The organism is Bradyrhizobium sp. Unk1, from assembly GCF_059512345.1.
Genome location: NZ_JCAMOP010000037.1, coordinates 1 through 18,302 on the forward strand (window position 1 = coordinate 1; position 18,302 = coordinate 18,302).

Genomic DNA, 18,302 nt, shown 5'->3' on the forward strand with positions numbered 1-18,302 from the left:
ACGTCTTCAGCCTCAAGAGCCGATAACGCAACAGGCCCCTTGTGGGAGAAGGTGGCGCGAAGCGCCGGATGAGGGGTATGTATCCGCGTATTCAATTGTGAGAGATGTCCTCGCGGAGAGAGACCCCTCACCCGTCTCGCCGCTGCGCGGCGAGCCACCCTCTCCCACAAGGGGAGAGGGTAAGAAAGCCTACACCCGCGGCATGCTCGCAGGCCTTACCTCGCGGGCCTGCGCCGCGAGCCTGATCCCGGCATTGGCTGCGCCAAATCCCTGATAGTCCCTTCGCTCCACGATCTCGAAGAAGAAACGCTCGTCGAAGATGTGGGTGTAGACCTGGAAGAACTCGCCGTCGCCCTCGCGGTCGTAGAGGATGTGGTTGGCGCGCAGCTGCGCCATCAGGTCGGGCGCGAGGTCGTATTTGGCTTCGATGTCGTCGTAGTAATTATCAGGGATATCCAGGAAATCCGCGCCGCGCTTGCGCATCGCGGCGACCGTCGCAAAAATGTCCCGGCAGGAGAACGCGACGTGCTGCACGCCCGAGCCGAAGAATTCCGAGATGAAGCGCGCCGGCAGGGTGCGGTTGGCGGATGAGCCGTTGAGCACGAAGCGCAGGCTCTGGTCGGCGTTGATGACGGCCTGACTCTGCACGAGGCCGCGGGGATCGGCGATTTCCATCTGCGGCAGCCGCATGAGGTCGAGGATGCCGGTGTAGAACAGCAGCCAGGACAGCATCTCGTCATAGGGCATCGACTGCGCGATGTGATCGACGGCGAGCAGGGCGTCGGCGTTCGCGTCACTTGCGACCGGCTCGAAATCGGTATCCCAGTTCTTGCCGGCCTGATCGAGGAAATAGAGCAGGCTGCCGCCGACGCCATGGATCGCGGGAATCTCCAGCTCGCCCGGCCCGACCGGCTGGTAGAAGGTGCGCGTCTTCAGCGCTTCGGCGCGCTGCATGGCGAGACCGGCATTGTCGACGTCGAGCGCAATCGCGCAGACGCCGGGGCCGTGCGTGACGTAGTGCGAATGCGCAAAGCCGTCGGTCTCGCAATTGATCACGAGCTCGACCTTGCCTTGCGACCAGCGCTCCACGGCCTTGCTGCGATGCTTGCCGGTCTTGCGGAAGCCGAGCTGCGCGAGCAGGCGCGCGAGGTCGACCGCCTTGGTCTCGTTGACGGCAAACTCGATGAAGCCGGTGCCGTGGCTCTTGGCCTTCGGCGCCAGAGGCTCGCTGACAAGTTTTGGCCAATCCGGTGCGAGCTTGTCCTCCAGCAGGATCAGCGAACGCAGGCCGTCGACCGCGGTCTGCGCGGACGAGCCGGCGCGGAACTGGTCATTGAAGATTTCGAGCGACAGCGGCCCGGCATAGCCGGTCGCCGCGATGGCCTGCATGAATTCACCGACCGGGAGGTCGCCCTGGCCGGGGAAGGAGCGGAAGTGCCGGCTCCATGAGAGGATGTCGAGCTCGAGCTTCGGCGCGTCGGCGAGTTGCACCAGAAAGATCTTGTCGCCGGGGATCGAGGCCATGGCGCGAACCGGAAAGCCGGGCGCGAGTGCGTGAAAGCTGTCGAGGATGACGCCGATCGCGGAATGATCGGCGCGGCGCACGATCTCCCAGGCGTCGCGGTAGTCGTTGACATGGCGGCCCCAGGCCAGCGCCTCGTAGCCGACGCGCAAGCCGCGCTTGGCCGCGCGCTCGCCGAGCTCGCGAAAATCGTCCGCGGCGCGGTCGATGCCGCCGAGCGAGGCGGGCGAGACGTTGGAGCAGATCAGCAGCAGGTCGGTGCCGAGCTCCTGCATCAGATCGAACTTGCGCTCGGCGCGGGCAAAGTTGCGTGTCCGCTGCGGCTCCGGCATGCCCTCGAAATCGCGGAACGGCTGGAATGCGCAAATCTCGAGATTGAGGTCCTTGCACAGCTGCGCCACCTCGCGCGGGCCCAAGCCGAACGACAGCAGGTCGTTCTCGAAGATCTCGACCGAGTCGAACCCGGCTGATGCGATGGCGCGGAGCTTTTCGTCCAGGCTGCCTGAGAGCGAGACGGTCGCGATCGAACGCTTGTTCATGCTGCGTTGTCCTCCATGGCGCCGCCGAGAAAGAGCTGGCCGATGCGCGGATCGTTCAGAATGCGCTTCGCGCCGTCGACCATGCGGGTCTGGCCGAGCTCGAGCACGATGCCGATGTCAGAAATCTCCAGCGCCGAGCGCGCGTTCTGCTCGATCATCAGGATGGTGACGCCGCGGTCGCGCAAGCCTTTCAGGATGTCGAAAGTCTGCTGCACCATCAGCGGCGACAGGCCGATCGAGGGCTCGTCGATCAGCACGAGCTTTGGCTCGAGCAGCAGCGAGCGCGCGATCTCGAGTTGCTTCTGCTCGCCGCCGGAGAGTGTCGATGCCTGCTGCGCCGACTTGCGGCGCAGCGCGGGAAACAGGTCGAGCGCGGCTTCGATCCGTGCGGGCAGGTCGATACCTTTCCCGGCGGAGACCCCGCCAAGCTCGATGTTGCTGCGTACCGAGAGCTCCGGAAAAATGTTGCGGCCCTGCGGCACGTAGCAGATGCCGGCATTGAGCAGCGCGCGCTGGCTCAAATTCGTGACGTCACGGCCGGCGAAGCTGATCTTGCCCTCGCGCAGCTTCAACAGGCCGAAGATCGCCTTGAACACCGTCGACTTGCCGGCACCGTTGGGGCCGATGATGGTGGTGATGGTGGCCTGCGGCACGGCGAAGGTGGTGCCGTTCAGGATCGTCATCTTGCCGTAGCCGCCGACGAGATTGTGAACCGAGAGGATCGGGTCGCTCATGATGGCTTCCTAATGTCCGAGATAGGCTTCGATCACGGCGGGATTTTTCCGCACTTCGTCCGGCCGTCCCATCGCCAGCACCTTGCCTTCCGCCATCACCATCACGCGCGAGCACAGCGACATCACGAATTCCATGTTGTGCTCGATCACCACGAAGGTGGCGTTCTTCTCGCGGTTGATTGCGACCAGGCGATCCTTCAGGTCTGACAGCATCGACGGGTTGACGCCGCCGGCGGGCTCGTCGAGCAGGACCAGGCGTGGCCCGCCCATGAAGGCCATCGCGGCATCGAGCAGTTTTTGCTGGCCATAGGAGAGCCCGCCGGCCGGCTCGTCGGCGAGATGGTCGAGCTTGAAGAAGCCGATCATCTGGTTGGCGGCCTCAGTCAGCCCGGCATCGGAGCGGCCGACCAGGCGCGAGGCCATGCTGCCCTGGTGCTCCTGTCCCGCAAGGATCAGGTTCTCGCGCACCGAGAGCTTTGGGAACACCTGCAAGAGCTGGAAAGTGCGGCTGACCCCGAGCTTGTTGAGCTCGGCGGGACGCAGGCCCGTGACCAGCTTGCCGTCGAGCTTGACCTCGCCGCCTGATGGTGTGAGCTGGCCGAGGATGCAGTTGAACAGGGTCGACTTGCCGCAGCCGTTCGGGCCGATCAGGCCGAGGATCTCGCCCTCGCGGACGTCGAATGAGACGCCGTCGACGGCGCTGATGCCGCCGAAATTCTTCTTGATGCCGGTGACTTCCAGGACCGCGCTCATTGCACCGTCTCCAGTCGGGACTTTGCGACGGCGCGCAGCGCGGAGGCCGCCTTGGTGCGGCGCTCGGCGAGATAGCGGTCGAGAATTCCCAGAATGCCGGTCGGCGACCAGATCAACAGCAGCATCACCGCGACGGCGTAGAGCATCAGATAATACCCTTCCGTGAAGCGCAGCCATTCCGGCAACAGCACTGCGATCATCGCACCGAGGAAGGGGCCGAAATAGAAGCCGGCACCGCCGACGATCACCATCATCAAGAGGTCGAGCGAGAGTGACAGGTTGAACGGCACGGGATCGATATATTGCGTCAGCGGCGCATAGAGCGCGCCGGCGATGCCACCGAGCGCCGAGCCGATCGCGAACGCCATCAGCGTATAGCGCCTTGTGTCGACGCCGAGCGACTGCGCGCGCAGCGGATTTTCGCGCAATGCCATGAAGGCGCGGCCCCAGGGCGAGCGGATCAGCCACCACACCGCGAGCGACACGATCGCAAGCGAGCCGAGGCAGACATAGTAGAACGGCAGCGGCTTGTTGGTCGCGATGCCGAAGATGTGCGGCCGCGGAATGTTGGAGATGCCGTAGATGCCGCCGGTGAGCCAGCTTTCGTTGCGGAACACCAGGAAGGCGAGGGTGGAGAAGGCGAGGGTGACGAAGGCGAGGTAATGGTGCTGCACGCGCAGCGCGGGATAGCCGAGCACCCAGCCGACCGCGAAGCTCAAGACGATCGCGACCACGATCGCCGCCGGCAGCGGCCAGCCTTGGGTGGTCATGATCGCTGCCGCATAGGCGCCGATGCCGACGAAGGCGCCCTGCGCCAGCGAGACCTGGCCGGCATAGCCGAGCGTCAAATTGAGCCCCATCGCGGCGATGCTCATCACCGCCCACTGGCTCAGGATGAACAGGCCGTAGCGGTTGAAATTCATGGGGACGATGATCAGGCCGGCAATGACGATGAGGCCGAGCGCGATCTTCAACGGTTTGGCGAAGCCGCTCATACGGTGCGCTCCTCGGCGCGGCCGAGCAAGCCCTGCGGCCGAAACAGGATGACGGCGATCAGGAAGATCATCGGCACGGCGGCGCGGTACTGCGTCGAGACATAGGCAGCGGCGAGATTGTCGAGCACGCCGATCAGGAGGCCGCCGGCGATGGCGCCGCGCACCTGGTTGAAGCCGCCGACGATCGCGGCGATGAAGGCGGCTTGGCCCAGCACCTCGCCGGAGGAGAATTTTGCGAGATAGATCGGCGTGATCAAAAGCGACGCCAGCGCGACCAGGAAGGCGTTGATCAGGAACGTCAGCAGGATCATGCGCTCGACCGGCACGCCGATGATGCGCGCCACCGTCGGGTTCTGCGCCGCCGCCTGCATCTGGTGACCGAGCGACGTGCGGTTGAGAAGGCTCGTCAGGCCGAAGACGGCAAGAATGGCGAGGACGAGGACGCCGATGCTTTGCAGCGATACGGCATGTCCGAGAATGGAGATGTCACCGGTCGGCACGATCGAGGGGAAGGGCGAGGCCTCCGCGCTGAAGAACTGCTTCACGGCCTCCTTGATGCCGATCGCGAGCGCCATCGTCGCGATCGCCAGCGGCAGCACGCCATGGCGCATCATCGGATCGACCAGCAGCATCTTGAAGGCGAGGCCCAGCAGGATCATCGAGAGCAGGATGCCGAGGATGATCGCAAGCCAGAACGGCGCGCCGGCATGCATCGTCGCCAGCATCAGGAACGCCGGCAGCATCACGAACTCGCCTTGCGCGAAGTTGATGGTCTGCGAGGTCTGCCACAGCAGCGTGAAGCCGACCGCGACCAGCGCGTAGATCGCACCGGTGGCAAGGCCTGCGACCAGAAGATCGAACAGATTGGACATTTTCCCCTCTCGTGTCCCTCGCCCAGCTCTGTCGTCTCCCTCGCCCCGTTCTTACGGGGAGAGGGAGGGGTGAGGGGCTCTGTCCGCGAGCCCATCTCTCACCGTCCTTGCAGAAGCAGCCCCTCACCCCGCCCTCTCCCCGCGAAGGGCGGGGAGAGGGCGACGAAAGATCTCTCCCCGAAGAGCGGGGCGAGGGAGAGGGGCAGTCCCTCACTTCACCTTCGGCAGCACCTGCTTCACCACCTGCTTGCCTTCGACCACCTCGACCAGAAAGCTCTGCCGGTCGATGTCGCCGGTCTCGCTGAAGGTGACGTCCATCAGGATGCCCGGCTCGTCCGCGGCCTTGATGGTCAGGCCGTGCAGCGTGTCGGCGAACGCCTTGCTGTCGACCTTGCCCATCTTCTCGGTGGTGGCTTTCACCATGTAGACGGCGAGATAGCCCTTCAGGCCGTTATGGTCGGGCACATAATTGTACTTCTTGGCGAACTTGTCGCGGAACGTCTTGATCAGGTCGACCGGTGCGTCCGTGGTGAGGCCGACATGGCCGCGCGCACCGTTGGCGGCATCGCCGGCGAGCTCGATCACCTTCTGGCCGATCAGCGTGGTCTCGCCCATCAGGGGCGCGGTGACGCCTTGGCGCTTCAGCTCTTTCAGGATACGCGCGCTCTCTTCTTCATTCAGGTAGACGAACACCGCATCCGGATTGGCGGCCTTGATCTTGCCGACGTCGGCGGCGAAGTCGGCTTGTCCCGCTTCAGTCGAGAGATCGGCGACCACCTTGGAGCCAAGCCGGTCGAGCTCTTTGACGACGACGTCGCGACCGCCGCGGCCGAAATCGTTGTTGACCCAGACCACCGCGACCGTCTTCGCCTTCATGTCGTCGTGGATGTACTTTGCGACCTTCGGCATCGACGATTGCTGGCCGAACGAGGTGCGGAACAGGAACTTGTTGCCGGCTTGCGTCAGCTCGGCGGCTTCGCCGCCCATGATCTGCGCGATGCCGGCTTCGGCCGCGAGCGGCGCCGTCACCTTGACCGAACCGGAATAGCCGGGCCCGAGCAGCACATAGGGCTCGGCGTCGAGCGCCTTCTGCACCTGGGCGCGGGCAACGCCGGGGTTGGACTGCGAATCGGCGTGGCTGACCTCCAGCTTGCGGCCGAGCACGCCGCCCTTGGCGTTGATCTCCTCGATCGCGAGGTCGATGCCGTTCTTCCAGTTGGTGCCGACGGTGGCGCCGCCGCCCGAGAGTTCGGCGACGTCGGCGAGCTTGATCGCCTGCGCGTGGACGCTGGTTGCAGTCGCGAAGGCAAGCAAGGCGCCTGCCACTAGGGTCGATTTCATGGTCACTCCTCCCATTTTTCGTTGATGTCTTCCGCGGCCTTGTGTCCGGCCGCTTCGGTTACGCCGCGTGGTAGGCTGCGCTTCGTGCCGTCATCACCTCGTCGAATGCCTCTCCCATGACCTCGGTCGATGGGGCAAGGCCCGTGAACAGTTCGAAGGCATCGGCGGCCTGGTAGATCGCGAGCTCCCGCCCGGTCATGATCCGCGCGCCCTTGGCTTGTGCCGCTGCCAGCAGCGGCGTGATCAGCGGCGAATAGACGGCGTCCGCGACCCACATTTTCTCGTGCAGCAAGGCCGCCGGGACCGGCATGCCCCGGTTCGGCAGCATGCCGACCGGCGTGCCGTTGACGAGGCCGGTTGCGCCATCGAGCGCGTCCTCGACGCTTTTCGCCACCGTGGCGCCGCCGTGGCTGGCAAGCAATGAAGCGAGCTTTTCGGCGCGCGCCGTCTCGCTGTCGAAGATGCGGAGGTCGGAGACCTTCAGGCTCGCCAGCGCGAAGGCGATCGCCTTCCCGACGCCGCCGGTTCCGATCACGGCGACTGCATTTCCGGACGGTGCCAGCAGCGGCGCGACCGCGCGCGCAAACCCGGTCGTGTCGGTGTTGTGGCCGATCAGCCGGCCGTTGTTGGCGACGACGGTGTTGACCGCGCCCATGGCGGCCGCGCCCGGCGCCAGCTCGTCGAGCAGCGGGACCACTGCTTCCTTGTAAGGGTAAGTCACGTTGACGCCGGCGAAGCCGAGCCGCCGCACGCCCTCGAGCATCATGCGGAGCCCGGCCGCATCGGCGCCGGCGACCTCGATGAGCTGGTAGTGACCGCGCAGGCCGAGCGCCTCGGCGGCCCGCTCGTGCATGGCAGGGGAGGCGGAATGCGCGATCGGCGCCCCGATCAGGCCGGTGAGAAGCTTCTTGCTGGCGGCGTATCCGCGCTTGGACATGATTGCCTATCGTCTCGTTGGGAGCGTTGGGTCCTGGCCATTAGCGGGGAAATCCGCACAATTCCAAGGGGGCTTCCAGTTGCGACGATAGCCTTTCCCCTGCCTAACACAATTACCCATTTATCGGGCAAACCTAACATAATGTTATTTCTTCCGCCCGCGTGCCGGGGCGGCCTTGCCTTCGCTGCGGGACGGCTCGACCGTGCGCATCTCGGCGCGCAGGGACTCGATGAAATACTCGACATGGAGCGACAACGGCGCGCCGCGCTTCACCGCGATATAGGTCTCGAACCGCGTCGGCTCGGTGATCTTCAACAGCTCGATTCCCGGATAGCCGCCGTGGGCCACCGTGAACTGGTCGATGATGGCGATGCCGAGCCCCGCCTTCACCAGCGCACATACCGTGGTGCCGAAGCGCGCGCGGATCGTGATGTTGTAGTCGAGCCGGTGGCGCGCAAAGATCCCGGCCATGATCCGGCCGTAGGGATCGTTGGGATCGATGCCGATCAGCGGATAGCGGGTGATCTCGGCGGCCGAGACCTGCTTGCGGCCGGCAAGCTCGTGACCCGGCGGCACGATGCAATAGAGCTCACCCGAGGCGAGCGGCATGAAGTCGAGCCCGGAATGCTCGAGCCGATAGCTCATCGCCACGCACTCGCCGCGGCCCAGCATGAGATAGTCGATGGCCTCCTCGAGCTTGAGGATGTTGATGTCGATGCCGAGATCGGGATAGCGGCGCCGGACGCGCTCGATCGCGCGCGGCACCATCACCTGGGAGATGCTCGGAACCGAGCCGATGCGCAATTCCGACAAGCCGCCGCGGCCGATCTTGGAGATGAGCTCGGAGAGGTCGTCGACCTTCTTGTAGACGCCATTGATCTGCTCGAAGATGTTCTCGGCTTCCGGCGTCGGGAAATAGCGCCCGTTCTGGCGCTGGAAGAAGCGGATGCCGAGCGTGCGCTCGGTGTATTTGACCAGCCGGCTGATCCCCGGCGCCGACACGTTGAGCAGCTTCGCCGCGCCGCCGATGGTACCCGTCACCATCACGGCACGGATCACTTCAACCTGGCGCAGCGTCATCATCTCGTGGGCATCCCAAAGAGGATCGTGGTGGCGATCATCTCACGAGAGCCGTGATGTCATCCAGCGGCAAGTGTGCGTTGATGTGGACGGAGCGGGCGGTGCTTTCCGCCTCCAAGGGAGAGTGAGAGCGCAGCGCGCTCACCGGCAACAATTGCTGATTAACTTCGCGGTCAGAAAGTTTCGGCCAAAATCGGCACGTTCGAACGGGGGGCGTCGCTCGCCCAGAACGTACGCCACACCTGTAACTGCGTTCTAGCTCGCCGGGCTCTCGGGCGACGCGCTGCCGGGCCGCTCCGCGCGTTCGCGCTGCAGCACCTCGCGCGCGTACTCGATGATCTTCTGCTTGTTTGCCGTTTCGCGGACGGCGAAAAACACGCGGTTGAGTTCCAGGCCGAGCACGCTGTTGAGGGCGATGTCCTCGTCTTCCATCGTGATTTTCCCGCTTCAGACGCCATAGGTGTAACTTGACGTCACTTCCTCCACAAGTAGATTAAATCTGCGGTGCAGACGAGGGCCGGTAAACTACGGAAGCAGCGAATTGAGGCAGCTCCCAAATACGTGCTATACCGACGGCGAGGCTCAGGAAACGCACCGATGTCCGCCGTAGACGCCGTAGATTATGGCCGGGAAGCGCTCGACTTCATCGAAGGCCTCGGAACCTATCGGAAGGTACCGGACGCCATGGGTGCGCTTGAGGCGGCGTTCGGTCGCTTCGGCTTCGAGACCATCATCGTGACGGGATTGCCGAATCCCGATCAGCGGTTCGCGCAGATGGTGCTCGCCAAGCGCTGGCCGGCGGGATGGTTCAATCTCTACACGCAGAACAATTACGACCGCGTCGACCCCGTGGTGCGGCTGTGCCGGCAATCAGTCAATCCGTTCGAATGGGCGGAAGCGCCTTATAATGCCGAGCTCGAGCCGAACGCGGCCGAGGTGATGAACCGTGCCACCGATTTTCGCATGTCGCGCGGCTTCATCGTGCCGATCCACGGGCTCACCGGCTACGAGGCGGCGGTGTCGCTCGGCGGCGTCCATCTCGACCTCAATTCCCGCAGCAAGCCGGCGTTGCACCTGATGGCAATGTATGGCTTCGACCATATTCGCCGCCTGCTCGATCCGGCGCCGCATCTCTCGACGCGTCTTACGCCGCGCGAGCGCGAGGTGATCGCCTGGGCCTCGCAGGGCAAGTCGGCCTGGGAAATCGGCGAGATCCTGCACATCACGCAGCGTACCGCCGAAGAGCATCTTGCAACCGCCGCGCGCAAGCTCGGTGCCGTCAACCGTACGCATGCGGTTGCACTGGCGATTCGCAACAAGATCATCAATCCCTAAGCGACGTACTGGGAAATTTCCCAATATCGAACCTGCCTCTTTTCGCGGAGGCTGTCCCTCATTCAGGCTGAATGGGGGTTTTCATGATTCACGCAATTTCTTCGGTCAATCGCCACCTTTACGAAGACGTACTCGAGCAGCACTTCCGGCTGCGCCACGACATCTTCGTCGAAGAGCGGCACTGGGAGACGCTGCGCCGGCCTGATTGCCGCGAGGTTGATTCCTACGACGACGAGGACACCGTCTATCTGCTCGCGCTGGAAGGCCGGCGCGTCGTCGGCGGTCACCGGCTCTACCCCACCACCAAACCCTCGATGATGAGCGAGGTCTTCCCGCATCTGGCATCGGTTCGCGGTTGCCCTGCGAATCCGCTGGTCTGGGAATGGTCGCGCTACTTCGTCGTGCGCGATCGCCGCGACGGCGCTCTCAACCTGCAACTGATGGCGGCGGTGCAGGAGTTCTGCCTCGATCAGGGAATCGCGCAGGTCAGCGCGATCATGGAGACCTGGTGGCTGCCGCGCTTCCATGAGGCCGGCTTCGTCGTGACGCCGCTTGGTCTGCCCGCGCTGGTGGAGAACGCCTGGACCATGGCGGCGACCATCGACATTCGCCGCGAGACCCTCGATGCCCTGCATGATCGCATCGGCGTGGATTCGATCGTACAACAGGACGGCCCGCGTCTGGACGCCGTCGCCCGTGCCAACCTCTGCGGCCTTGCTGCCGCGCAACGAAAGAGCGCCTGAGATGTCGAACATGATGCGGGACAGCCAGATCATGGCGCAGACCAAGGACGAGAATCTCGGCTACATGTCCGACATGGCGCTCGAGCTGGCGCAGATGGCGGAAGACACCGGATTGGCAACGCTCGCCTATCTGTTCCGGATGGCGGCGCTGGAAGCCTCGACGGCCAACAACGTGCTGGCCGAGCCGGATGATCTTCCCCGGCAGATGACGTCGCACTAGACGCCTTCTCCTGCTTCCGTCGACCTTCGCGCCCTCTTCCAGGCATGCCTGGGGGAGGGCGATCGTTTGGGTGCGGCAGGTTGACCCATCCTGCACGGCAGCCTTCTTGCAAGGCCAATTCGCAAGGCCAATTTCGATCGCATGCACCGGCATGCAACAAAGTGCATGTCTGGTGTTGAATCGCTCTTGCCTCGGAACGATACTGCCATTACCCATTTTTCCGCCTTGAAGAGGCAGGGGGAGCTCTTTCACTGATGGCGACCGTGTTCGAACTTTGGCGCGACACCGCGTGCGCCTGAAAGAGTTTTGATGCTGCTCGTCGTCGAACAATTCTTGAACGGATTGCAGTTCGGCCTGCTCCTGTTCCTGCTCGCCGCCGGCCTGACGCTGGTGTTCGGGATCATGGATCTCGTCAACCTCGCGCACGGCTCACTCTACATGATGGGCGCCTATTTCGCCGCGACCTTTGCGGCCTGGACCGGCAGCTTCCTGCTCGGTGCGCTGATGGCGCTCGGCGCGACCTTGGTGCTCGGCATCGTGCTGGAGATGACGGCGCTGCGGCATCTCTACGGGCGCGACCATCTCGACCACGTGCTCGCGACCTTCGGCCTGATCCTGTTCTTCAATGAAGCCGTGCGGCTGATCTGGGGCCCGGCCGGGCTTGCGCTGCCGCTGCCGGCCTGGCTCACGGTGCCGGTGCCGATCCTGCCAGGCATCCACTATCCCGCTTACCGTCTCGCCATCATCGTGGTGGCGCTGCTGGTCGCGCTGCTGCTCTATCTCGGCGTGATGCGCACCCGCATCGGCATGCTGATCCGCGCCGGAGCCTCGAACCGCGAGATGATCGGCGCGCTCGGCATCAACATCAAGCTGCTCTACACGCTGGTGTTCGGCCTGGGCGCCGCGCTCGCCGGCCTCGCCGGCCTGATGCAGGCGCCGATCCTCACCGTGCAAATCGGCATGGGCGAGAACATCCTGATCCTCGCCTTCGTCATCATCGTGATCGGCGGCATCGGTTCGATCCGCGGCGCGTTCCTGGCCGCGATCTTCGTCGGCATGATCGACACGCTCGGCCGCGCCTTCCTGCCCAACCTGTTGCGGCAGGTGCTGAGCGGCGCCGCGGCCTCCACCGCCGCGCCCGCGCTGTCGTCCATGCTGATCTATCTGCTGATGGCGATCGTGCTGGTGGTGCGGCCGGAGGGGCTGTTTCCGGCCAACCGTCGATGAAGGCTTTCACTGTGAGCAAGGCCGTCACGGCCCTGATGCTGGCGGGCCTCGTGCTGCTGCCGCTGTATTCGCAACTGTCCGGCAACATCTTCATCCTGACGCTGTTCACCCGCATCGTCATCCTGGCGCTGGCGGCCGCGAGCCTCAACCTCATCATGGGGTTTGGCGGCATGATGAGCTTCGGCCACGCCGCCTATCTCGGCATCGGCGGCTACGCGGTCGGCATGCTCGCGCAGGAAGGCGTCGGCTCCGGCTTCATCCAGTTCCCGGTCGCGCTCGCAGCTTCCGCGACTTACGCGCTGGTGATCGGCGCGCTCTCGCTGCGCACGCGTGGCGTCTACTTCATCATGATCACGCTGGCCTTCGCGCAGATGGCCTATTACGTCGCCTCGGGCCTCGCACGTTACGGCGGCGACGACGGTCTCACCGTCTACAAGCGCAGCGACTTCTCCGGCCTGATCAACCTGTCGAACCGCACGCAGTTCTATTATCTCTGCCTCGCCTGCCTGTTCGCCGTGATCGTCCTGATCTGGCGCATCGCCAATTCGCGCTTCGGCCTCGTCTTGCAGGGCCTGCGCTCCAACGAGCAGCGGATGCAGGCGATCGGCTTTCCGGCAAAACGCTATCAGCTCGTCTGCTTCGTCATCTCAGGCACGATGTGCGGCCTTGCCGGCGCGCTGCTTGCCAACAACACCGATTTCGTCAGCCCGGCCGTGATGTACTGGACCCGCTCCGGCGACCTCATGGTGATGGTGATCCTTGGGGGCATGGGCACGCTGTTCGGCCCGGTGATGGGCGCGGTGGTGTTTTTGCTGCTGGAAGAATTTTTGTCGCAGATCACCGAATACTGGGCGCTGATCATGGGTCCGCTATTGCTGCTGATCGTGCTGTTCGGCCGCGGCGGCATCATGGGCCTGCTCGGGAGGCTCAATCGTGGCTGAACCGCTGCTCCGCGTCGAAAAACTGGTGCGCCGCTTCGGCGGCATCGTTGCGACGGACAACGTCTCCCTTGATGTCGCGGCCGGCGAGCTGCACGCCATCATCGGCCCGAACGGTGCCGGCAAGACCACGCTGATCAGCCAGCTCACCGGACACCTCGAACCGCATTCCGGCAGCGTCTCGCTGGCGGGGCGCGACATCACCTATCTGCCGGCCTATCGCCGCTGTGCGCTGGGGCTCGCCCGTTCGTTCCAGATCACCTCGCTGCTGCTCGACTTCACCGCCGCCGACAATGTCGCGCTGGCGGCGCAGGCGCATGCAGGCCACTCGTTCCGCTTCTTCGCCAACGCCCGCAAGGAAAAGGGTTTGCGCGATGCCGCGCACGCCGCCCTCGACCGCGTCGGCCTGTTGCACCGCGCCGAAGTCGTGGTGTCCAGGCTCAGCCATGGCGAGCGGCGCGAACTCGAGCTTGCGGTCGCGCTCGCGAGCAAGCCGAAATTGCTGCTGCTCGACGAGCCGATGGCGGGCCTCGGCGTCACCGAGTCCCAGCGCATGGTGAAACTGCTCCAGGAGCTGCGCAAGGAGGTCTCGATCGTGCTGGTCGAGCACGACATGCCGGCGGTGTTCGCGCTCGCCGACCGCATCTCGGTGCTGGTCTATGGCCGCGTCATCGCCTCGGGCGATCCGGCCGCGATCCGCGCCAACGACGACGTCAGGCGCGCCTATCTCGGCGACCAGCACGTGGTGACGCACCATGGCTGAAAAGGTGATGGCTGATACGCTGCTCGACGTCGACGGCATCGAGACCTGCTACGGCCTCTCCCAGGTGCTGTTCGGCCTGTCGCTATCGATCAAGCCGGGCGAGATGGTCTCGCTGATGGGCCGCAACGGCATGGGCAAGACCACCACCATCCGCTCCATCATGGGCCTGACGCCGGCGCGCGCCGGTACGATCCGCTTCGCCGGCGCAGAAGTACGGCAGCTGCCGTCCTACCGCATCGCCAAGCTTGGCGTCGGCCTCGTCCCCGAGGGACGCCAGATCTTCCCGAACCTCACCGTGCGCGAAAATCTGGTCGCGGCCGCCGCCGATCGGTTCGGCAGCAGTAATCCGTGGACGCTCGCTGCGATCTACGTGATGTTTCCGCGCCTCGCCGAGCGTGCCTCCAACATGGGCAACCAGCTCTCCGGCGGCGAGCAGCAGATGCTCGCGATCGGCCGTGCGCTGATGACCAACCCAAAGCTGCTGATCCTGGATGAAGCGACCGAAGGCCTCGCCCCGCTGATCCGCGAAGAGATCTGGAACTGCCTGTCGCTGCTCAAGAGCCGGGGCCAGTCGATCCTGGTCGTCGACAAGAACGTCGACCACCTCGCCCGCATCTGCGACCGCCACTACATCATCGAGCGCGGCAAGACGGTGTGGAGCGGCACGTCCGTCGCGCTGATGGCGGAGCCGGACCTCCAGCACAAATATCTGGGAATTTAGCGACGCGTTGAGGTGAGAGGCAGGACGCTGGCCGCTTACTCGGTGTCGTCCTGGCGAAAGCCAGGACCCATACCGCGGAATCTATCGGGTGCGATCGGTATTGGTACCGGGCGACCCATCGTCGCCAGACTTCTCCCTGAGGTGATCGGGATGAGCGCTGCGCTTTACCAATAAATCCCATGCCGGTGCAGTTCCCGGATCACGCGGGCTTCGGTAGACGGCTGGCGGCGCTTTGGCTTCGCCGTTTCGCTCGTGCTTGCAGTGGACTGAGTGCGGGTTGTGGCGCCCGGAGAGGTCGCGACCGGTGCGCATACGGACCCCGTTATCGGGTCAATATGTCTTACCCAAATCGCACTCGTCAGCGACTAACGCGACAAATGATGCGTGCCGATTTCGATCAGGGTGGTCCGGCAGGACAAGCGATAGATCAGACTGAACAATTGACCCCACATGACCGAACTCCGCTGTTGATCATCTGGGTGAAGTCTAAACCCCGTGTCTTTCCGGCGGTTTTCGCGGAGGGAGGAAAATGGCTTCGTCGGCGAGCGCCGCGATGTCGTCGGAACAGACCGGACGAAGTCGCCTCACGCGGGCGTGAGACGTATCTCCATCAAAACACCTCGAAATATTCGCGGTGCTCCCAATCGGTCACCTCTGACAGGAAGCGGTCGATCTCGGCATTCTTGATGTGGGTGTAGTAGTCGACGAACTCAGGCCCGAACTTCTCGCGGAAGAACGGATCGTCCTTCAGCGCGGCGACCGCATCGCGCAGCGACTTCGGCAACGGCGGCGCCTTGGTCTCGTAGGGCGTGTCGGCGGACGGACCGGGGTCGAGCTTGCGGTCGACGCCGTCGAGGCCCGACAGAATCTGGGAGGCCATATAGAGATAGGGATTGGCGGCGGGCTCGCCGATGCGGTTCTCCAGGCGCGTTGCGGCATCATTGGCGCCGCCGAGTACGCGGATCATCACGCCGCGATTGTCGCGGCCCCAGATCGCGCGGTCCGGCGCCAGCGAATAGGAGCGGTAGCGCTTGTAGCCGTTGATGGTCGGGGTGGTGAACACGGTCGAGGCGCGGGCGTGGTCGAGCAGGCCGGCGAGATACGCCTTGCCGAACGCGCTGAGCGGCTCGCTGCCCTCTTTCGTCATGAACTGATTCTCGCCGCTCGCGCGCGAGACGATCGACTGGTGCAAGTGCCAGCCGCTCGCGAACACATTCGGCAGTTTCGGCCGGCACATGAAGGTGGCGTGATAGCCGTGGCGGCGCGCGATCTGCTTCACGGCAGAGCGGAACAGCACCATGTTGTCGGCGGGCTCCAGCCCCTTCTTCGGCGCGAAGGTGAATTCGCACTGGCTCGGCCCGAACTCGACCTCGACCGAGCGCAAGGGCAGTCCGAGCGCGACGATATCGCGGCGCAGGATCTCCAGCACCGGCTCCATCTGATCGAAGCGCTGCTCGGTGAGGTATTGATAGCCGTGGCTGAGCAGGCTCACCGAGGGCGGCGTGCCGGGCTGGCCGGCATCCTCGGGCCGCATATGCGCGTCGTCGAGCTTGAAAATGTGGAATTCAACCTCGAGGCCGGCGACGAAATCGTGGCCCCGGCCGCTGAGATCATCGAGCACCTTGCGGTAGAGGCCGCGGGTCGCGAACGGCACGGGACGGCCGTCGCCAAAATGGAGATCGCAGAGCACCCAGCCCGTCGCGGGCGCCCATGGTAGCACGCGGAACGTGGTTGGGTCGGCGACCATCAACACGTCGGCCGCGCCCTCCATCTCCTTCATCCCGAACCCGCCGCCTGAAGTGAACACCGGAAACACCGTGCGGTGCGAGGTATCCTTGGCGAGCATAGTCGTGGTGATGGAGCAGCCGCTCTCCAGCGAGGCGATCGCTTCGGCGGCGATGATGGTCTTGCCGCGCAAAATGCCGTGCTGGTCCGGGAAGGCGAGGCGGATGACCTCGAGGTTCTTTTCCTCGACGATGCGGCGCAGGCGCGCTGCGGCGTCCTTCTGCTCATCCGACCACAGCGCATGACGCGCGACGAAAGTCACTTCGGTTGCTCCTCAGTCACGATGTTGGACGGGTGCAAGACGCCTGCCACATTCTCCGTCATTGCGAGCGCAGCGAAGCAATCCAGAATCTTTCCGGAGAGGCAGTCTGGATTGCTTCGCTTCGCTCGCAATGACGAGGGGGAGGCGTGCAAGATCGTCACTCCGCCGCCGTCAGCCGGTGCACGTTGTCGGCGATCTCCTTTGGCACCGGCGCGGCCCAAGGCGCGCCGCGGCGGCGCTTGACGTCGACCTCCATCCAGTAGAGCTCCCAACCCTGGGTCGGCCCGATTCCGTCCATGGTGGCCGGTCCCTGGATGCTGCGCGCCCTGCTCTCGTCCAGGAACAGCATCGGCTTCTCGCCGCCGCCGACCTTCTCGATCTCCTGCCGCAGCAGGCGGCGGTACTGCACGATCGCCTTGTCGCTCGAGCCGAGATGCTCCTTGGTGCGGTCCTGGATCGCACCCATCGATTCCACCGCCCACTGGTCGTGGACGTTGATGTCGGTGCCCATGCCGGTGTAGGTCGCGGTCGCCTGCTCGTGCGGATCGAAGCCGTAATCGTTGCCGCTGTTCTTGCACGATTTGTAGTCGGGCAGCTCATAGAGCTCGAGCCGCTGATCGCGCATCTTCTGCTTGTCGACCGGGTTCGAATAGCTGGTGAAGATCGCGTACCAGTAGCAGTTCTCGTCGTCGACCGGCACGTGCCACTGCGTGATCGTCATTTCCGTGCTCATCGGGATGACGAAGCCGTGCGGAAAGAGCTGGTTGGTGACGCGCACATGGGTGCGCACCTCGTCTATCTCGCGCAGCGCGATCAGCCGCAGGCCATATTCGGTGTGCTCGACATTGATGATCGGCCGGTCGTACTCGCGCAGGATCTTTGTCATCGGCAGGTCGCTGCCGGCGGAGGCGCCGCGGAACTGCTTGCCGTAAGCCGTCGACGTATCCTCGTCCTCGAAGAAGCGGTGCAGATAGGAGGCGTGCGCGGGATCAATGCCGACCTCGAGGGCCTGAAGCCAGTTGCAGGCCATGTGGCCCTTGAACGCAAAAGTGTGCGTGCCGGGCGCGACAAAGCAGTCGAGCTCCGGAAATGCCGGCGGCTCACCCTCGCCGAGATAAGCCCAGAGGATGCCGCTCTTCTCGACCACGGGATAGGAACGCTGGCGAATGTTCTGGCAGAGTTTTGAGTCCTTCGGCTCGGCCGGCGTCTCGATGCACTGGCCGGTGGCGTCGAACAGCCAGCCATGGAAGGCGCAGCGCAGGCCGCCATGTTCGAGACGTCCGAAGGCCAGGTCGGCGCCGCGATGGGCGCAGTGACGATCGATCAGGCCGTAGCGTCCGCTCTCGTCGCGGAACAGCACCAGGTTCTCGCCGAGCAGTTTGACGGGACGGATCGGGCGCGCGCCCTCCAGCTCGTCGACCAGCGCCGCCGGCTGCCAGTAGCTCCGCATCAGCTTGCCGCAGGGGTCCTTCGGACCGGTACGGGTGATCAGGTCGTTCTGCTCCTGGCTCATCATGGCGGGCGTCCTTTGTCGG

General features: G+C 64.5%; 18 protein-coding genes. 7 read left to right on the plus strand and 11 right to left on the minus strand.

The window, feature by feature from the left end:
• Nucleotides 1-189: 189 nt before the first annotated feature.
• The 9 genes from AC5ZFO_RS35320 to AC5ZFO_RS35360 all read right to left on the minus strand — a co-directional run bounded on the left by AC5ZFO_RS35320 (nt 190) and on the right by AC5ZFO_RS35360 (nt 9,205).
• Nucleotides 190-2,061, minus strand: coding sequence for a bifunctional sugar phosphate isomerase/epimerase/4-hydroxyphenylpyruvate dioxygenase family protein (locus tag AC5ZFO_RS35320; RefSeq protein WP_496123240.1), 1,872 nt, complete (start codon nt 2,059-2,061; stop codon nt 190-192).
• A complete protein-coding gene (locus AC5ZFO_RS35325; protein WP_028148065.1) occupies nt 2,058-2,795 on the minus strand; it encodes an ABC transporter ATP-binding protein in 738 nt (245 codons plus the stop codon). The genes AC5ZFO_RS35320 and AC5ZFO_RS35325 overlap by 4 nt, the downstream gene beginning before the upstream one ends.
• Before the next feature lie 9 nt (nt 2,796-2,804).
• On the minus strand, nt 2,805-3,548 hold the full coding sequence (locus tag AC5ZFO_RS35330) for an ABC transporter ATP-binding protein (RefSeq protein WP_282525026.1): 744 nt from the start codon (nt 3,546-3,548) through the stop codon (nt 2,805-2,807).
• Complete coding sequence (locus tag AC5ZFO_RS35335) at nt 3,545-4,543, minus strand: branched-chain amino acid ABC transporter permease (RefSeq protein ID WP_282525027.1); 999 nt, start codon at nt 4,541-4,543, stop codon at nt 3,545-3,547. The genes AC5ZFO_RS35330 and AC5ZFO_RS35335 overlap by 4 nt, the downstream gene beginning before the upstream one ends.
• A complete protein-coding gene (locus AC5ZFO_RS35340; RefSeq protein WP_014491257.1) occupies nt 4,540-5,415 on the minus strand; it encodes a branched-chain amino acid ABC transporter permease in 876 nt (291 codons plus the stop codon). Before AC5ZFO_RS35340 ends, AC5ZFO_RS35335 begins: the two co-directional genes overlap by 4 nt.
• A gap of 210 nt (nt 5,416-5,625) precedes the next feature.
• Entirely contained in the window at nt 5,626-6,756 is a 1,131-nt protein-coding gene (locus AC5ZFO_RS35345) for an ABC transporter substrate-binding protein (protein WP_282525028.1), read from the minus strand.
• 58 nt (nt 6,757-6,814) lie between these two features.
• On the minus strand, nt 6,815-7,693 hold the full coding sequence (locus AC5ZFO_RS35350) for a shikimate dehydrogenase (RefSeq protein WP_282525029.1): 879 nt from the start codon (nt 7,691-7,693) through the stop codon (nt 6,815-6,817).
• Nucleotides 7,694-7,837: 144 nt separating this feature from the next.
• On the minus strand, nt 7,838-8,776 hold the full coding sequence (locus tag AC5ZFO_RS35355; protein WP_282525030.1) for a LysR family transcriptional regulator: 939 nt from the start codon (nt 8,774-8,776) through the stop codon (nt 7,838-7,840).
• Nucleotides 8,777-9,028: 252 nt separating this feature from the next.
• Nucleotides 9,029-9,205: a hypothetical protein gene (locus AC5ZFO_RS35360; RefSeq protein WP_014491261.1), complete on the minus strand. Its 177-nt coding sequence runs from the start codon at nt 9,203-9,205 to the stop codon at nt 9,029-9,031.
• A gap of 165 nt (nt 9,206-9,370) precedes the next feature.
• On the opposite strand from AC5ZFO_RS35360, the gene AC5ZFO_RS35365 reads away from it, so the two are divergent.
• The 7 genes from AC5ZFO_RS35365 (at nt 9,371) to AC5ZFO_RS35395 (ending at nt 14,720) form a co-directional block, all read left to right on the plus strand.
• The gene (locus AC5ZFO_RS35365) at nt 9,371-10,108 is read left to right on the plus strand and encodes a helix-turn-helix transcriptional regulator (RefSeq protein WP_282525031.1); all 738 of its coding nucleotides are present in this window, start codon (nt 9,371-9,373) and stop codon (nt 10,106-10,108) included.
• Between the two features lie 83 nt (nt 10,109-10,191).
• Complete coding sequence (locus AC5ZFO_RS35370; protein WP_282525032.1) at nt 10,192-10,851, plus strand: acyl-homoserine-lactone synthase; 660 nt, start codon at nt 10,192-10,194, stop codon at nt 10,849-10,851.
• 1 nt (nt 10,852) lies between these two features.
• Nucleotides 10,853-11,071, plus strand: coding sequence for a hypothetical protein (locus tag AC5ZFO_RS35375; RefSeq protein WP_282525033.1), 219 nt, complete (start codon nt 10,853-10,855; stop codon nt 11,069-11,071).
• A gap of 309 nt (nt 11,072-11,380) precedes the next feature.
• On the plus strand, nt 11,381-12,298 hold the full coding sequence (locus tag AC5ZFO_RS35380; RefSeq protein WP_028148057.1) for a branched-chain amino acid ABC transporter permease: 918 nt from the start codon (nt 11,381-11,383) through the stop codon (nt 12,296-12,298).
• Nucleotides 12,295-13,239 carry a branched-chain amino acid ABC transporter permease gene (locus AC5ZFO_RS35385; protein ID WP_282525034.1) on the plus strand — a complete coding sequence of 315 codons (945 nt, stop codon included), beginning with the start codon at nt 12,295-12,297 and terminating at the stop codon, nt 13,237-13,239. The genes AC5ZFO_RS35380 and AC5ZFO_RS35385 overlap by 4 nt, the downstream gene beginning before the upstream one ends.
• On the plus strand, nt 13,232-13,999 hold the full coding sequence (locus tag AC5ZFO_RS35390; RefSeq protein WP_282525035.1) for an ABC transporter ATP-binding protein: 768 nt from the start codon (nt 13,232-13,234) through the stop codon (nt 13,997-13,999). The genes AC5ZFO_RS35385 and AC5ZFO_RS35390 overlap by 8 nt, the downstream gene beginning before the upstream one ends.
• Nucleotides 13,992-14,720, plus strand: a complete 729-nt coding sequence (locus AC5ZFO_RS35395; RefSeq protein ID WP_282525036.1) for an ABC transporter ATP-binding protein — start codon at nt 13,992-13,994, stop codon at nt 14,718-14,720. Before AC5ZFO_RS35390 ends, AC5ZFO_RS35395 begins: the two co-directional genes overlap by 8 nt.
• 610 nt (nt 14,721-15,330) lie before the next feature.
• Here the strand turns inward: AC5ZFO_RS35395 and AC5ZFO_RS35400 are convergent.
• Nucleotides 15,331-16,767, minus strand: a complete 1,437-nt coding sequence (locus AC5ZFO_RS35400; RefSeq protein WP_282525037.1) for a glutamine synthetase family protein — start codon at nt 16,765-16,767, stop codon at nt 15,331-15,333.
• Nucleotides 16,768-16,924: 157 nt separating this feature from the next.
• Nucleotides 16,925-18,283: an aromatic ring-hydroxylating dioxygenase subunit alpha gene (locus AC5ZFO_RS35405; protein WP_282525038.1), complete on the minus strand. Its 1,359-nt coding sequence runs from the start codon at nt 18,281-18,283 to the stop codon at nt 16,925-16,927.
• Nucleotides 18,284-18,302 lie beyond the last annotated feature (19 nt).

Coding starts and splice junctions, on each gene's coding strand:
- AC5ZFO_RS35320 (WP_496123240.1), bottom strand. CDS start 2,061: ATGAACAAGCGTTCGATCGCGACCGTCTCGCTCTCAGGCAGCCTGGAC.
- AC5ZFO_RS35325 (WP_028148065.1), bottom strand. CDS start 2,795: ATGAGCGACCCGATCCTCTCGGTTCACAATCTCGTCGGCGGCTACGGC.
- AC5ZFO_RS35330 (WP_282525026.1), bottom strand. CDS start 3,548: ATGAGCGCGGTCCTGGAAGTCACCGGCATCAAGAAGAATTTCGGCGGC.
- AC5ZFO_RS35335 (WP_282525027.1), bottom strand. CDS start 4,543: ATGAGCGGCTTCGCCAAACCGTTGAAGATCGCGCTCGGCCTCATCGTC.
- AC5ZFO_RS35340 (WP_014491257.1), bottom strand. CDS start 5,415: ATGTCCAATCTGTTCGATCTTCTGGTCGCAGGCCTTGCCACCGGTGCG.
- AC5ZFO_RS35345 (WP_282525028.1), bottom strand. CDS start 6,756: ATGAAATCGACCCTAGTGGCAGGCGCCTTGCTTGCCTTCGCGACTGCA.
- AC5ZFO_RS35350 (WP_282525029.1), bottom strand. CDS start 7,693: ATGTCCAAGCGCGGATACGCCGCCAGCAAGAAGCTTCTCACCGGCCTG.
- AC5ZFO_RS35355 (WP_282525030.1), bottom strand. CDS start 8,776: ATGATGACGCTGCGCCAGGTTGAAGTGATCCGTGCCGTGATGGTGACG.
- AC5ZFO_RS35360 (WP_014491261.1), bottom strand. CDS start 9,205: ATGGAAGACGAGGACATCGCCCTCAACAGCGTGCTCGGCCTGGAACTC.
- AC5ZFO_RS35365 (WP_282525031.1), top strand. CDS start 9,371: ATGTCCGCCGTAGACGCCGTAGATTATGGCCGGGAAGCGCTCGACTTC.
- AC5ZFO_RS35370 (WP_282525032.1), top strand. CDS start 10,192: ATGATTCACGCAATTTCTTCGGTCAATCGCCACCTTTACGAAGACGTA.
- AC5ZFO_RS35375 (WP_282525033.1), top strand. CDS start 10,853: ATGTCGAACATGATGCGGGACAGCCAGATCATGGCGCAGACCAAGGAC.
- AC5ZFO_RS35380 (WP_028148057.1), top strand. CDS start 11,381: ATGCTGCTCGTCGTCGAACAATTCTTGAACGGATTGCAGTTCGGCCTG.
- AC5ZFO_RS35385 (WP_282525034.1), top strand. CDS start 12,295: ATGAAGGCTTTCACTGTGAGCAAGGCCGTCACGGCCCTGATGCTGGCG.
- AC5ZFO_RS35395 (WP_282525036.1), top strand. CDS start 13,992: ATGGCTGAAAAGGTGATGGCTGATACGCTGCTCGACGTCGACGGCATC.
- AC5ZFO_RS35405 (WP_282525038.1), bottom strand. CDS start 18,283: ATGATGAGCCAGGAGCAGAACGACCTGATCACCCGTACCGGTCCGAAG.